Raw genomic sequence first — 16,226 nt, 5'->3', positions numbered from 1 at the left:
CTGCTTCTCTTCGAGGGTATAGGACTTGCGCCGGCGTGCGGGCGCTGTCTCGCCCCGAAGATCCCCGCCAATCATTCCGTCCAACGGGATCGTGTCCATTAAGCCCCACTCATGGACACCATCTTCAGCATCCCGAGCCCGATCGTTAGCCGATCCGAACACCACTACGGAAGGCGGTCATGACCGGGCGCTTACGTTCGTCGAGCACGTCTTCGCGCAGCAGAAATCCAGGATGGGCCTGTTCATCCGCACGATCGGCATCGCTCGCGCCAGGACGAAGATCGGCATGGCCAATCTTGCCTACAACCTCACCCGCTTCGTCTGGCACGAGGGGCGAACTGCGTCTGAATGACGGCCAGCGCGGCGAAAACCGCCGGTGCGATACCGAAATCGATCAACCCTCCCTGCATTTCCGTCAAGCACGTCTCAGTGTCCACGGAACCGGCAGCAGGCCATAAATCTTAAAGTATCAGCTCCCGCACGCTTGTTTTAGCCATGGATGGTTTGCGTTATAATGGCGATTGAGCAAATAGCTCCCCCCAACATTCTTGGACCGGTCGCGTTGACGGCGGTTGCCCCAACCACCGCATCGCATCCTACAGCAAGTTTAAGGCCCGTAGTCGCGTCCGCGATCTGAAGCCGCAGGGTTTGAAGGCCGGCCTTGCTGGTTTGAATGCGTTCGGTGCCGCAGGCCAGCCACAATCGCTGTAGTGGTTTTCCTAAGCTCAAGACAGTCACATCGAGCGCGTGCGCTGCCATCTGGAGCGGTGGTAACCGAATAGTCCCTGAATGCCCCGCCAGCCATAGCGCCTCGTCAATTACGGGATGCCAGTCTTCGGGCATCTCCACAAAGGAGTAGATCGCAAGCGGATCCAGTCTGGTAGTTTCAATTCGAGAGACGGCATTGTTCAGCGCGACAACTTGCTCCATCCGCAGCGATCGGAGCGCGAACATACCTGCTCGACCGTCTACATAGCCTCGGAGCCTCATTATATGACCAGCGTCGTCTGGTACGGGCAATGCGATAAGATTATCTGGCCCGAGCCAGCAGTCGAACTTCCGCTCCCCCAGCATGAAGCTAGCTGCCACCGGTTCTGCCCAGTCTTTCGCCGCACAGACTCTCAGCAAAATCCGCACGCCGACCAGTGTCGGCGCCTTGAGAAACGTGAGGCTAAAGTTTCTGTTTACGATCCTCGAAACCATTCCGTCGACTGCAAGTCCGTCACATCCCCGAACTTGGTCCTCCAGCATTGGACCATCGAGCTCGACGTTCGGAACAAGCATCGGCAACTTACCGGCCTTCAGCGCAGTGTCGAGCCTTATGGTGCTCAGACAAACTACGGGCCAAAGGCCTGTCGCGGCATGACTGGAAACCTCGATAACAACAACAACCAAACCCGGTCCTTCGATCGGAAGGACGAAAGAAAAGGACCTGTGGTTGGAGCTCGTATGAATTGCCACTAGCGTGTCGTTGACCACGACTTGGAGCACCTCGCGAAGGTCTGTGCCGGGGTCTTCAGGAAGTCCAACGGTTACAGCATGTTCGCCATGCTCTGAGACCGAAAAGACAAGCCGAGCTTGACGTCCAGCCATCTGCACTCCTTTATCATCTGGCCATTCCCATCCTCCGGCGAGGACGTCATCGCCTAAAAGAAGCCTCAGGTCGCCGCGATCCCGAATTGCAGCGCCGCGTCCAAAGTTGACTTCGCGCCCGACGGGCAGACATGGTGCCCGTGGCGGGACATCGGGTAGGAGCCCTACTTCCAGTGACTGTAGCGCAATTCTACCGGCGTCTGGCGCCTTTACTTCGAACTCGAGGCACGCCGCGCGAGCGCTTGGTCCGCGGTAAGGCATCCAAAGAGGCATGAGTTCCAGCGGTAGACGCAGATCGAAAGTTCCTGTGCCACGCAATTCAATGGCATCAAGGTGTGCCCCATTTAGCCGAACGGAAAGGTGGCGTAGGAGGTTCGATCCGGACAACTTGAACGCTATCCTGAGCCACCAGTTGGCACGACAATCTGGAAGGCGCAGCGCAAGAGTTGCGCAAAGTGCGTCCATTCTTAAGCCGTCGAACAACGACCGAGACCAACCAACACCCGCCATTGCGGACGAAGCTTCCGAAAAGAAGCTTTCCTGTATTCCTGGAGCCAGCAGGGGCCAAGTAGATGGACCAGCAGCATCTTGAAGTTCCTCAATGCCGGCTTGCACCCTTCTCGACGAAAACTTCGGTTCAGTATTGTCCGATGAGCGACCGCGCCTGGGTGGAAAAATCGCGTTTGACATCCGCCTCAGCAAAGCGAGCTTGTCGGCTCGAGGGGCTCGGAAGACCATGTCGATAGCTCGGAGTGAGTGGTTCTTGCGCAGAGATCGCTCCCCGGAACCCGTCAACAGTAAACATTGCAGAGCGCGACCACTCCTTTCAGCATCAGAGCGCGACATCAGGCGTTGCACGTTCGACAGAAGGTCCTTCCAAGCAAGGGCTTGACGCCTTTTCCGCTCGCCAGCCAGGAAGGGTTCGGCGCCAAGGAGCCTGAAGTGCCCGTTGTCTCCATGTATCCTGTATTGACCCAAAGCAACGCCAAGGTTGAGAGTTTCTCCAATGAGAGCGCTCGCAAGGACCAAATAAAGGTCCGCGCAAAGCGACCAGTTCTGTTCGGGCATCGGCATTAATTTCTCAAGGATCTCGCGCGGGAAGGCATTTCCGCTTGTAGGCATAAATGGAAAGCCGCCTTTGGAGTTGAGGCGTCCTACTAGATATCCAGTTGCCGATGACGTGTCGCTTGGGTAAATTCCCGTGGAGCGTCCCTTAGAGTCGATCGTTTCGAGGCCGAATTGAACCCGTGAGACGCCCCGCAACGGAACGCTGCCGATCTTCTCGACTGCATGCGGTAACAGGCGATCGTCGGCGTCAAGAAAGACAACAATTTCCCCGTTCGAGCGCAAAAAGCCCTCATTGAACGCGGAGGCCTGACCGCCGTTCGATTTCAGAACGGGGACAATGCCCGGTAGTCTCAAAATTAGTTCGGTTGAACCGTCGGTAGAGCCATCGTCTACGACGATTACCTCGCGTGCGGGAACGGTCTGAGATAAGGCACTCTCCACCGCCGCTCCTACGAAGTTCCGATAATTGTAGTTTGTGATCACGATGCTCACCGAGCGGCGCGCCTGCCGCGCCGTCGCCGTGATTGAAGCGTCGAGCGAACTCGCGAGGGAAAACGCATCGGAGGGGATGACGTTGAAGAGAGCTTCGACGGCAAGTAATCTTCTTGTTCGGTCGCGATTGTTCAAGCGTAAGGAAGCAAGTGAAGCAACCGCGCTCCCCAAAGATGCGGCCTGCGGCGCGTCATGCGTCAATCCAAGGCCAGCGAAGCCCCTAGTTCCCAGACAGACGACTTCGTCGCCTTGCGAAAGAGCTGTGATTGCGGCGTACCCGCATCCGTCTGTAACAAGTGAGACACGTGGATCGTTTGAAGTTATGTCAAGCCCGTGGGCTGACGCAATCGCAGCAATCTGCTGTCGAACCGAACTCCCGAATGCCCGGGGAGCTTCGAAAGAACACGTCTCTGAGGTCTCCGATAGGTGCAGACTGGCTGCCAAAGCCGAGACCGAATCTTCGTCGAGATGCCTGCCAAACATCTCGAACAATCGAGCGGGGCGACGGTCTTCGAGGACACCCTCGTTAGTAAACAATTCCGCTAGACGCCAACGCTCAGGAATCCAACTCTTGACGACGGATACGATAGGAAGGGCATGCCGCGCGGCCTTGTGGACAAGTCTCTCGTGATCGATATCTTCATCGCCGAGTGTGAGGACGACCGCGGCCTCAGCCAATTCGGGAACTCCGATTTCCATCGGCGCCAATATCAGTCCGCGATCAGCAAGAGGCCCGGCCAATTCCAACCGTTCCGCAAATGCGCGGAATGCAGGCGAAACGATACAGGTCAGGGCCAGTTTGGATAACAAATCGCGTTGTCGCTAGAGGCCGTGCACACAAGAATTCAGTACTGACTGCCGGCGCCTGCTGCGCGTTCCGACCCACCGCCCCGCTCCGACCCGCCAGCGGCTTTGAAAGGCAGGTTGGCTCTCACACGCGCCGGAAGTGCCTGGCGCACTGAGGGTTTGAGGCCCGCTACGGCCGAAGGAGAAAGAGCAGACAATACAGAAGACGGCATCGCCCCGAGAAGGGGAGCTATGCACCGGCTTCCTGGGAATCTTCGCATGAGAGCGTTCACGTCGCTGACAGATTTCGAACTCAAGGCAGCATTGCAAAGCGCCCGCTCTCTTCCTTCGAGTTTCTCAACGGTACGCTCCGCCGAAGCCTGAGCTACACTAGGTATCTCGGACACACAGCCGACCTGAGTAAGTGCGATAGCGCCCAACGAAACACCCGCAATCAGGGATCGCGTTAGCGTTGAGAGCTTGTCGTCTATCGGCATCATCGGCTCCGGAAACAGCAACGGTCCAAGATATGCAATGTCGAGCGATGAGATTTACATTCGCACAGAGTTGGTGACCCGTCTAGCCGTGCGAGGCGACTTTACCCATTGGGCAAGGAAGAGTAAGTAGCGGTATGGGGCAATCGAAGGATCACCCAAATGCGCCATGGCGTGGCCACAATGTATCCAAAGCTTAGGAGCAGGGTGTCCCGTCTCGCGGTCGGCTTTTTCGTAGCCACAGTCCTAGCCATTTTCTTTACGGGAGCCGCACTAGCCGAAAGAGTCGCGCTGGTAATTGGAAACGGCGAATACCGTTACGCCGGCACGCTGGCAAACCCACCCAATGATGCCGCGGCGATCGCCGACAAGCTTACCACTTTAGATTTTCAGGTTACGACGGTACTCAACGCCGACCTCCGAGCGATGCGTAGCGCCCTACGTAAGTTCACGCAGAGAGCCAATTCTGCTGAGATCGCCGTCATCTTCTATGCCGGCCACGGCATGCAGATCGACGGCGAAAACTACCTCATTCCAGTCGATGCCTCGATGAGTTCGAGGGCCGACTTGCCAAAATCCGCGCTCCTCGCATCAGAAGCTTATCAAAGTCTCGTTGCCGCTCAGCCTGACGCGGCCGTCCTTATCCTTGACGCGTGCCGCGACAATCCATTTACAAAGGCCGTAGTGACAGCGCCCGGTCTGGCCAGTGGAAGCATCTCGGCCGGCGCTGCCTCGTCGCCTCGAAACGCGGCAGGAACACTTATTGGTTTCGCGGCGGCCCCTGGCGCGGTGGCCTTCGATGGTGGCAAAGGTACTAGCCCGTTTACGACCGCGCTTCTGCAATGGATCGATCGGCCGGGCCTTGAGCTCAGCACAATGCTGCGCCGGGTTCGAAACACAGTCGTCGAAATTACCCGAGGAGCGCAGGTTCCCTGGGTGGAAGAGGCGCTACTGCGCGAGGTTTATCTCTATCCGGCTGATCCATCTGCGATTGAAACCGTCAACCTTGGCAAAAATGTCGAGACTGCACTTCTCGAAACAATGAGAGGTCTGAACAATCCACAGGAACGAACGGCGGCGAGCGAATACTATAGGCGACTGACCGGGCACAACGAGACGGCGGTGCTCATTCTTGGCGCGCCCGCTAATGATTCACCGGACAAAGACGAGGAGTTCGTCAAGCAGGGACTGGTGTGGTTGTCGATCCGCGGGAGCGCCGAGCCGGAGATTTTCGAGAGATATCTTTCGAGGTTCCCCAACAGCCCCTTCGCCCCTGCCGCACAGGAACAATTGAACCGGATCGAAACGGAACAATTGTCTGCTCCGATCAAACTGGCCTCGCTGGAAGGAACGAGCGGAATACTTATCCTCGGGCAGCCGATTGAAGCTCGCAAAGCTATCGACGACTCCTTGGCCTCAAACGTCAGCAACGCGACGGAGTCGCTCCAGCCGAGCGTCAAGATCGACTCACAGCTGGCCGGAAAAAATGCCCCTGTTGTGAAGCCGGACCGATTGTCGCCCACAGACGTTGCCAGGCCCCAGATTGCTGCTGTTGAAATCACGCCAGATCAGGAACAGGAAGCAGAAGCAGATCTTGCCCTGTCGCACGATGCCCTCGTGGCGGTCCAGAAACTCTTGATTGTGGCGGGCGAGTACCGCGGGCAAGCGGACGCGAGGTTTGGCGCTGGCACTCGCAAGGCTATTGCTTCTTTCCAGAGGGCTGCCTCGCTCGACGGAGATGGCTACCTCACCCAAGCGACACTTAAGGAACTGGTCGGACGCTTCGGTCGCACGGTTCTCATGTCTGAGACTGATGCGAAGCGGCGCGGCGCAATCCACACAGTCGCCGCTGTGGCTGCCCGAGGTGCGGGCGCACAGCCCATCGTGCTTCGTATTGCTGCAATGAGCAGGAACGACGAGGTGCATGCTTTCTGGCGCGAGTTGGCGACCGATTTTGAGACGGCCCATCCAGGCTACTATGTGGACATCACTCATCAATCAGGCAATGACTATAAAGCAAACTTGCTCGGAATGCTCGGCTCAGACACACCGCCAGACATCATGCATACGTGGGGCGGAGGACATCTTGAGGCCCTGCGTTCCGCCGGTTTCGCCCGCGACCTGACGGAGGAAATGTCTAACGGCTGGGCTCTCGAGTTCCGTCCCGGACCGCTCCAATCCTACGTGAACGATGGCCACATTTACGGCGTGCCAGCCTCGGTCGAGTTGGTCTCGCTGTGGATCAACAAGACACTGCTTGCTGAAGCTGGTGCAAAACCAGAGCAACTCTCAACCTGGGATGGTCTTCTAAGTGCGATCCGTGCGTTGAAGGCGCATGACATCGTGCCGATCGCGATAGGGGGCCAGGATCGGTGGCCATTTCAACTAATCTTGGGAAGCCTGGCCGAGCAAATCGGAGGCCGTGATGCCTTCCAGAACGCATATTTGGGGAGAGAGGGTGGCTTCTTGGCCCCGGCCTTTGTCGAGGCTGGGCAGCGGCTGCGTCAACTCTCTGATTTGCAACCCTTTCAGCCAGGATACATGTCGGATAGTGAAGACGAGGCCGGCATGGCTTTTGCCAAGGGCCGCGCCGCAATGGTTGTTACCGGCAACTGGCGCCTCAACACCATGCGCTGGAACTGGCCAGGAGGCTTCAACCGGATGAAAGAGGAATTGGTGCGCCTGGATATGCCGGGTCTCGCGCAGTTTGGAGGTGATTCACGTACCTACGGCGGCGCCGATGGATATGCAGTCAACAGCAAGGCGCCCGACATGGCCGTAGAGCTGTTACGCGTGTTCACGTCTCGGGCTGTACAAAGCCGAATCGCAGAACTCGCGGCTTCCATTCCCTCTGCATCTGGCTCGGATCTGACGGTGACCGACCCGTTCCTGAGCGACGTAGCTGACGAGCTGCTTAACAGCAGTCACCACCAGCTCTATTTGGACCAAATGGTCGGCCCCATAGTCGGAAATGTTGTCAATGAGGTAGCTACAAGGCTAGCTACTGGCCAAATAAATGGTGAGGAGGCAGCTCGCGAGATTGAGACAAGCTGGAAGGCCAATTTGATAAACCTTCCGGCCGTCGGCGGGAACGTCCTACCTGCACCGCAACCATAGTGGCTATTTGGGAGACAACGCGGTTCAGCCGATCTGTCCCAAAACGTCGCTGCTGATTGGTCGCAGGTTTCTAAAGGTTCTTTCCGTCTGTCGTTCGTATCTGATAGTTCAGGTGCAGCGCTTGCGACCAAAGTCGGATGCATTCTGATCACAAGGGCCACGGCCTGACATCAACGCAAATTCCATGCAACCAGGATAGTCAGCGTGCATCCAAAAGGCCGGCTAGCGATCGTCTTTCGGTTTCTGAATCGCGGTATTGTCGTGGTGCATAGCGTATTGCAAGATCTACGCTCTCACCTGAGTTGGAACCGAACTTATGGAGTTGTGTAACGAAATTATGGAGTCACCACATCGCCCAACCCTAACCGTCGTGGTAACTTGCCACAATTACGGGCATTTCCTTGATGCATGCCTCGCCAGTCTCGACCACCAGAGTTGCGCACCCGATCAGATCATCGTTGTTAACGACGGCTCGACGGATGCTTCAGCGTCCATTCTCGCGGGTCACGTCGATCGAATCGAGGTGATCCATACTGAAAATAGCGGGCAGGCAGCCGCTTTCAACATCGGATTTGCGAGGTCCAAAGGCGACATAGTCATCTTCCTGGACGCCGACGACATGCTGAACCCAGAAGCTGTCGAGTCGGTAATCCGCCTTTGGTGCGACGACGTCGCGGTCATGACATTCGGGTTGGAAACAATCGACGAGGACGGCCGTTCGACCGGGCTGTACCGCGCCTCCATTCACCCCGATTGTGGCGACATCCGTCCGCGCCTACTATCTGATGGTGATCTCAATGTACCGCCGACCTCGGGGAATGCGTTCGCACGAAAGGCGTTGGAGCGTATTCTGCCGATGCCAACGGAACGTTGGCGCATCAGTGCGGATTGTTACCTGATCAGAGCTGCTGGAATGGTCGGGCGTTTTGAACCCATTCCACATGTCCTCGGTTCCTATCGTCTGCACGGCCACAACAGTTACGTGCTCACCAACGACGGCGCGGATATTCCGTCCCACCGTCCAGAGAACCTTCGGTACATCGCAGAAGCTCTGTACGAATTGTCGGTCAATGCTGAGAAGCTCGCTGATCCGGGGGATGATATTTCAGTTCTCGCTGAACTGCTGGCAGCGCGTGCCGAGATTCGACTTGCCGAAAGTGTGGCGCTGCGCGACGTGCAACGGACGCGCAGCAGGCGCCCTAACGTTGGCCGCAATCTTGCTCGTGTCATGGGGAGGGACGCAGCACAAAAGCTGTTGCGGCAGCGCTGGCCGATGCATGTTCCCTTTGGCGGGTGGATCGGGCTGGACGCAGCAACTTTCCCCTCTATGGACGGTCTTGGCACTTCGCGCGCGGTCATCGCGATCGATCCGTCGCCGCGCCTGATAACTGTCGAGATCATGTTCCGTGACGCATCTGACGACGAGTTGACAGTATCGGTCGACCACGAGTTCGCATGGCACGGTCGTCCAGGGACTGAAGGTGTTGCGCGATTCTCTCTACGAGCGATGCCTTGGGCCAGGTCGCGCCGGCTTCAGATCGAGCTAGCCAGTACCTGCCGCCTTGCACGGCTTCACGCAATTAAGGTCAGCGAACACAAAGACCCGGAAGTGCCCTACTTTGAGGGTGTCCGGCCGGAGTCGGTTTGGCATACCCTCGCAAGTCGCCTCTCGACTGGTCAATGGGTATCCGGAACAGGAAACTCGGCTATGTTGGTAGGTCGCACCGGCTGGCTGCATTTTTTCCGTCCGGAGGGCGATGTCGCTCGTCTCTCGCTGCATTTTGGCGATTTGCCGCCGCCGGGTTGGCTGATCGTTTCGTACGAGGACGAAAAGGTGTTCAGTGGCCGCACCGGCAGTACGACTGAGATCATCCTGCCGCTGTATGCCACAAGCCAAGTCGGTAACTACGTCCGGCTCAACTTCGATTTTGAACCCGATACGACCTCGGATCGACTGGAGCTCGCTACCCTCTCGCTGCTTGTTGAGTCGCCGGGCCAGCACGGCCAAACAATGCCGGTGCTTCTCAACCCCGGGGAACAGATCACCTTCGGTAGTCGCCGGGGTAGGCAGTTGCTCGACGGTGGCTTCTTGCATAGCGAGGACGACGAGGTCCATATCGTCGCCGCCGAGGCGCGACTGCGTTTCGCGCTGCCAGTTGGAGCTTTCGATATGGCCGTCGAAGTATTTGTCCAGCCTCAACTTGAAATGGTCGACGGGCACGCACAACTGTTGGCGGTGTCACTCGACGGCGAGATGCTGGACGCCGCGGCGGTTGTGGGCGCCGGCAAATTGCGCGTCTCGGTGCCCGAACAGGCTGCGGGCCGCGAGGTTCTGCTGGTCCTGCATTCCGCGCTGGTTGCGCTGGAGGTGGCCGACATGTCGCCCGGACAGACGGCTCACGCGCCCTTGTTGATCTTAAGCCTCGCGTTCGAGGCGAGGCAGTTGAAACCTCATATTCAGACTGGGCAGGTCACGACGCTTCGCTCTCATCTCGGACGGCAGTTGCTCGACGCTGCCACCAATCTCCTGCGAGAAGAGGATGTTGTTGCCAGCGAAGTATCCGGACTGCGCGACAAGCTGGCTGCCTACCTCGCGACCTGCGATGCCCGCGCCTTGCTGCTTGTTGCGGCAAATGGCGATGACCTGAAGACACTCGCTGATCTTGGTGCTGTATCCCGGCATCTGGTGGCGACGGCCCATGAGGCCGAAGCTATCTTGCAAACTGCTGGCGAGCGCGATGTCGACCGGTTGCGATACCTACTGATCGCGATTTTACTGAAGTTGCCGCAAGAAATCGAAAGCGCATCGGCGTTACCCGACTTTCCGCCACCGATGTTTTGGCATCCCGAATCGCTGGCACTCTGGCTCACTGAGGCGCCGGAGATGAACTCCGCCGCGACGCAACAAGCGTATATCGGTTACCTGTGCCGCCTGCTAACTTCTATTGATAGCGTGCTGGCCCGCGAGCCCCCCACGAGCGCCGCCTTCAGACTTGCGGCTGCGACGCTGGACACGCTGCGCAGCACGCGCGCCATGTTTGGTGAAGGCGTACTGCGCGATTTCGCGCGGATTCGCGCGCGCGCGATCGAACGTGTCTTGGCTCGTTCTGGGGCAAGGCTCGGTATGGATCGCCGGCCGCGACTGCGGCGGGATCGACTGCGCGTGGTTGTGTTCGTGCGCGACGTGTTTGCCAATCCGGAAGGCTGGATGCTCTCCGGTATGTACCGTCATCTCGACGGTGACCTGTTCGAACTGGTTTTGGTTCGCATGAGCCACGATCCAGGTGCGCTGCCGATTGACGACATTTTCAAGCAGGAACTCTGTTTGGCAGGGATGTCAGTGGCCGCTTCGGTCGCCGCGATCCGCGCTTTGGACGCGGACCTCCTCATCACGGGCTGTTTCGTCACGGATTACGAAAAAGCCACGGCGATCCTGGCTCATCGGTTGGCACCGCTTCAGATTTGGCCGGGCGCTGTATGCCCCGCCAGTAGCGGTCTCACCAGCTTCGATCTCGCAATCAGTTGCATGGCAGCCGAACCCGAGAATCCGCAGCGACACTACAATGAGCCTCTCAAGCTTATTAAGGGGACGCTCCAGTCTGCCTTCGCCTTCCCCCCGCTCGTCAGCTTCGACCGAAAAGCTGTGCGTGACGAACTTGGTGTGGCTACCGATGCAACGATGCTCGCCAGCGGTGCCATGGCGCACAAAATCTCAAATTTGCTGCTCGAGGCTTGGGCCTCGATTCTTGCAGCCGCGCCGCAATCTGTGCTGGTCCTCTATCCGTTTGCCAAAAATTGGTCGATGGCGTTCGCTGAAGCGCGTTTTAGGCAGAGAATTGATCGCTCGCTAGACTTCGCCGGCGTTTCGCGCGAACGCGTTATCCTCCTCCAAACCCAGACGCCCGAGCGTGCCCGTGCCATCGCCGGCGCGGCCGATCTCTATCTCGACAGCTTCCCGTATGCAGGCGCAACCACGGTTTGCGAGGCGCTCTCCGTTGGCACTCCAGTTGTCACCCGCGGCGGTGACGGGCTGCGTTTGCTCACAGGAGCGGCCTGGGCGCGGACTTATGGGCTCAACGCGCTATGTGCCTCCACGACCGATGCCTATGTCGAAATTGCATCAGCGCTGGCCCGGGATCCCACTCGTCTTGCGGCCTTAAGAAATGAGATAGCAGAGAAGCAGCGTTCGAAACCGCCGTTGTACTGCGACGAGGTTGCTTTCGGTCGATCATATTCGCAGGCGCTATGGCGAGCGGTGAGCGAGAGCGGCTTGTTCCCATGGCTGGCAGACCGAGAACGCAAACCTATCAAGCGTCGCGGGCCAGCCGAAATCGCAAAACCGAAACTCGCCGCGCCCCCTGTCGCCCGAATGGGACGAGCTCCAGTACGGGTCGCCATTCTCGCCAGCCCACGCACCGGCTCTACCTTGCTCTGCGACATCATAAATTCGTCGCGCGGAGCGCTCTGCCACTACGAGATTTTCCATCGCGACATGATCCAACTGCGCGGCAATACCATCCAAGACGCTCCGAGTCTTGAAACGCGTGACCGCGATCCTGTCGCCTTTCTAAACCGTTTGGTCGACGACGCGACGCAACTTGGCTACCAGCTTGTAGGTTTCAAACACTTTTCCTTCCTCGATAGTCGCGTTACAGCGAGCGTGATCGAGGATCGTAACACTCACATCGTGCAACTTGGTCGCCGCAACTTGCTCGCACAATTCTCCTCGGAGCGGATCTCAAAAAAGACAGGGATTTGGTTTCGCGGGGAAGGCGATCCCTGGCAGGCACCTAAGATCAGATTTTTCTCCGCCGCGTTCGAGCGCTGGATGCGGTATCAGCGCCGCACGGATGGAGAACGCATGGGACAGTTAGCCGTAGCGAAGCGAACGGCGCTGTTTATCGATTATTCCAATCTGCTTGATGCTGATCTTCCCAAGCGTCTCTCCGACTTTCTAGGTTTCGCAATCGATCAAAATCACGTACCAAATTTCAGACGGCAGAATGATGACGACATTCTCGGGCGATTTCAGAATCCTGATGATGTCAAGGCATTCCTTGCCAAGCGTGGCCTGCTGTCGTGGTGCCGAGGTGGCTAGCTTTGAGCCATCATGAAGTCGTCCCATTAGGCCCTGAGTTTGCCACCCGGCGGCTGGGAGAACTAAGTTGACGGATTCTAATGGACGACGGCGTCGTCGGAAACCGTGACACCGCGGACGCCAGATAATGGCCTTCACTTTCTTCCCCTGGAATCCGTCAATGAACTCATCACTGACCAGCCGACACTCGGGCACGAAAATCCCGCTGCCATGCCGAACGATTGCTGCAAACCGGCGCGTCCGAGGTACGCGCCTTTGACCGCAGATGTTGATCAACGTCATCCTATGCACAGGATATATTCCAGGGAGACCAGCGAATGGGCAAGTTCAAAGAAGCCAGCCTCAAGGCGTTTAGAGGTGCCGTCGGGCAAATTGTGATTAGCGGCCCTGCAACGCTGTACCGATTCTCCGGACATCCGAAAGGGATAGGTGAGTGGTGGATATCAGAAGATGTGTTTATGATGATTTACAATGAATCCCGCGATCAGACGTATGCGGCGGGACCAAATACCTCTAAGGCTGGATTTCGTCGCCTTTATCGTAAATATTTATCTGTATCTCTTGACTGGAATGACCTTGAGAACTTTTTCCGGATGGACATTCCCGCCGGCGCTTCCGCCACTGGTTGGCGAGGCGATGTTAAAGATCAGTCTATTGTATCAGATGACGGTCAAGCAGAGTATGAAATAAAGATCTCCGGCAGGCTACCGGGAGGCGTGGAGCAATTATTTCTTGAACAGTATGATTTGGCTTGGATACGAAGGGTATCGTTTTAGACTGTTAGTGCCCAATCTATCGGCCAATCGCTCGATTGACTCTGCGCGCATAAAAGATACTAACAGGAACGGCGCGCACGCCTACTTAGTGTTCATCTTGTGTGGCGATCCTTACATTTTGCGGCATGATCTCTTTAAAGGCAGGTGTACGAATGAACATTTTAGTTGCGGGTGGCGCGGGATTCATAGGATCGCACGTGGTTGACCGCCTTCTTCGTCGAACTGACTTTGAGTTGCTTGTGGTGGTCGACAACCTTTGGACCGGACTGCAGAGCAACCTTGCGCACATTCGTGACGATCGAATGAAGTTCGTCAAGTCGGATGTAGAGGTCTTCAACTCTGAGTTACGTTTCGACGAAATCTATCACTTCGCGTCCCCTGCATCGCCGCCGTGGTTCATCGCCGAACCGGCTAGGACCATCTCAGCGAACATCCGCGGGGCATTCAGACTTCGGGAGTTGCTAGCCCGGGGCGGGCAGTTCGCATTTACGTCAACCTCGGAAGTATACGGAGATCCGCTCGTTTCGCCACAGCCAGAGAGTTACCGCGGCTCAGTCGACTGCACCGGGCCGAGGTCATCCTACGACGAAAGCAAGCGGTGCACAGAATCGTTCCTGTTCGAGATGAGCCGGACTGAGGGGATGCGGATTAAGGTCGTCCGCCTGTTCAACGTCTTCGGTCCGCGCACCCGCCCGAACGATGGACGGGCGGTATCGAATTTCTTGACGAGGGCGCTCCGCGGAGATCCTATCGTGGTATACGGCGACGGATCGCAATCACGGAGCTGGGGATACATCGATGATATTATAGACGCCCTTGAGCGCTATTTCTGGCTAGACGGCATAAACTTTTCGGGACCTCTTAATATCGGTAACAATCGAGAGATTTCGGTGATCGATGTTGCCTTGTACGTGCAGAGCTTGTTCCCGCAGGTCGAGATACAGTTCGGCCCACCGGTGGCACAGGATCCGACTAACCGTTGCCCGGATCTTACTCGCGCTCGTCAAGTCCTCCCAGGATGGCATTGCAAGGTCTCTTACGAAATTGGTATTGGGTTGACACTGGACTGGTTCCGCAAGGTCGGGATGTCGCAGGGTGCCGGTCGCGCCAACTTGCCCAACAAGGAAATTTGAGGACGGCAGCTTCAGCCGCGCCCGATCAGGCTGTGCAAACCTGACCAGCTTCGCCTGATCAGGCTTGAACCAGCGTGCCACTCAAGACCCCAAGTCGGGTCTATTCGGCTCTGACGTATTCTCGCTGCGGACCCCATCTAAGTGATACCGACGAGGCTGGCCTGGAGCAGATCGATTTTGGCGCGTGCCGTACATTTGCCGCTTGATGAGTTTGAGCTTGGTGATCTGGCCTTCGGTTTGCCCGTTCGACCATGGACGACCCGCTGGCGCGGGAGGGCGCCTGCACTTGAGGTAGAGAGCACGGGCCGGAGGTCGCGCCTGCATTGAGCGACGTTCGGCTGGAGCAGAGCATGACGGGCTTCTTCAACAAGGAGCCCGACCATGCCTGACCCCGTTCTCGACACACCCGTCAGCCCGCTGCGCCAGCGGCTGATCGACGACATGAACATGCGGCGCTTCTCACGCGAGACGCAGCGCAACTATGTTCGCGACATCGGACGCCTGGCGACATTCCTCGGACGTTCACCGGATACCGCGACTGCCGACGACCTGCGTACGCCTCCGAGGAGTGCCGCCTTGTGAACATCGGCGCCAGGAATGATTACAGGTCGTATGGACACCACTACGACCAAGAATGATTTCAAGCTTCTGGAGATCGTGGACACGGGCCGGCGTCGCCGGTTCAGTGCGGAGGCGAAGCGTCAGATTGTCGAGGAGAGCTTCGTGTCGGGCGATGCGGTATCCGCGGTTGCTCGGCGTCACGGCCTTTTCCGGCGCAGTTGTTCGCCTGGCGCCGGGCGGCGCGGGAAGGTGCATTCGGTATCTGGAACGGCGCTGATTCAGGCTTGGTCGAAGCGCGTGTTGTGCCTGCGGCCGATATTGATGCGAGGCATTCGACTCCCCGCACCAGCAATGGAAAAGGCCGGATCGAGATCGTGGTGGCGAGGGGCCGGCGCGTTGTGGTGGATCGCGACGTTGACGTCGAGGCTCTGCTGCGGATCATCCGGGGACTGGAGAGCCTGCGATGATCGCGATCCCCAGCGGCGTGCGCGTGTGGCTTGCGACGGGCTACACGGACATGCGCCGCGGCTTTCCCGGCCTTTCGCTGCAGGTGCAGGAAGTGCTTCGTCGGGATCCGCTGAGCGGACATCTGTTCTGCTTTCGGGGTCGCAGAGGCAATCTTTTGAAAGTGATCTGGCATGACGGCCAGGGGGCGTGCCTGTTCACGAAGCGGCTGGAGCGGGGGCGGTTTATATGGCCGAGCCCGGCCGACGGTGCGGTGACGATCTCGACGGCGCAGCTCGGCTATCTGTTGTCCGGGATCGATTGGCGCCACCCGCAGAAAACATGGCGGCCGACGCGGGTTGGCTAGCATTTAGCTTTTGAAATCGCAGGAAAAAGCTGATTCACTGGCTTTATGATGTTGCAGCCGGACGATCTTCCTTCGGACCTCGCAAGCGCCTTGACGGCGCTGCGGGCCGAACGCGACGCGCGGAAGCAGGCCGAGGCGGTGGCCGCCAGCGCGCAGGCGAAACTATCGGACACCGAGGCGCTGATCGCGCATCTGCAGCTCATGATCGAGAAGCTGAAGCGTGAGAAATACGGCCAGCGGTCCGAACGCACGGCGCGGCTGATCGAGCAGATGGAACTTCAGCTCGAAGATCTGGTG

8 protein-coding genes and 2 pseudogenes are annotated in these 16,226 nt (G+C 57.9%); 9 read left to right on the top strand and 1 reads right to left on the bottom strand.

What is annotated here, in order from left to right:
* Positions 1–199 precede the first annotated feature (199 nt).
* A pseudogene (locus ABMA59_RS36130) lies at positions 200–352 on the top strand (IS5/IS1182 family transposase); the annotation flags it as partial.
* A gap of 137 nt (positions 353–489) precedes the next feature.
* On the opposite strand, the gene ABMA59_RS36125 reads toward ABMA59_RS36130, so the two are convergent.
* Positions 490–3,288: a glycosyltransferase family 2 protein gene (locus ABMA59_RS36125; RefSeq protein WP_349010167.1), complete on the bottom strand. Its 2,799-nt coding sequence runs from the start codon at positions 3,286–3,288 to the stop codon at positions 490–492.
* Positions 3,289–4,640: 1,352 nt separating this feature from the next.
* Here ABMA59_RS36125 and ABMA59_RS36120 point away from each other — a divergent pair.
* The 8 genes and pseudogenes from ABMA59_RS36120 to ABMA59_RS36085 all read left to right on the top strand — a co-directional run.
* On the top strand, positions 4,641–7,550 hold the full coding sequence (locus ABMA59_RS36120; protein ID WP_349010166.1) for an extracellular solute-binding protein: 2,910 nt from the start codon (positions 4,641–4,643) through the stop codon (positions 7,548–7,550).
* A 316-nt stretch (positions 7,551–7,866) separates the two neighbouring features.
* Positions 7,867–12,648: a glycosyltransferase gene (locus ABMA59_RS36115; RefSeq protein WP_349010165.1), complete on the top strand. Its 4,782-nt coding sequence runs from the start codon at positions 7,867–7,869 to the stop codon at positions 12,646–12,648.
* Positions 12,649–12,965: 317 nt separating this feature from the next.
* Positions 12,966–13,424 carry a hypothetical protein gene (locus ABMA59_RS36110; protein ID WP_349010164.1) on the top strand — a complete coding sequence of 153 codons (459 nt, stop codon included), beginning with the start codon at positions 12,966–12,968 and terminating at the stop codon, positions 13,422–13,424.
* Positions 13,425–13,576: 152 nt separating this feature from the next.
* A complete protein-coding gene (locus ABMA59_RS36105) occupies positions 13,577–14,557 on the top strand; it encodes an NAD-dependent epimerase/dehydratase family protein (protein ID WP_349010163.1) in 981 nt (326 codons plus the stop codon).
* Positions 14,558–14,938: 381 nt separating this feature from the next.
* Positions 14,939–15,139: a phage integrase N-terminal SAM-like domain-containing protein gene (locus tag ABMA59_RS36100; protein WP_349010162.1), complete on the top strand. Its 201-nt coding sequence runs from the start codon at positions 14,939–14,941 to the stop codon at positions 15,137–15,139.
* Positions 15,140–15,154: 15 nt separating this feature from the next.
* Positions 15,155–15,280 (top strand): annotated as a pseudogene (locus ABMA59_RS36095) (hypothetical protein); the annotation flags it as partial.
* A 301-nt stretch (positions 15,281–15,581) separates the two neighbouring features.
* A complete protein-coding gene (gene tnpB / locus ABMA59_RS36090; RefSeq protein ID WP_349010161.1) occupies positions 15,582–15,929 on the top strand; it encodes an IS66 family insertion sequence element accessory protein TnpB in 348 nt (115 codons plus the stop codon).
* A gap of 45 nt (positions 15,930–15,974) precedes the next feature.
* On the top strand, positions 15,975–16,226 hold a 252-nt coding region (locus tag ABMA59_RS36085; RefSeq protein ID WP_484534592.1), incomplete at its 3' end, for an IS66 family transposase.

Source organism: Mesorhizobium yinganensis (genome assembly GCF_040081985.1).
In the GTDB taxonomy this organism is placed as follows: Bacteria; Pseudomonadota; Alphaproteobacteria; order Rhizobiales; family Rhizobiaceae; genus Kumtagia; species Kumtagia yinganensis.
This window is presented reverse-complemented; position numbering and strand designations above follow the sequence as displayed.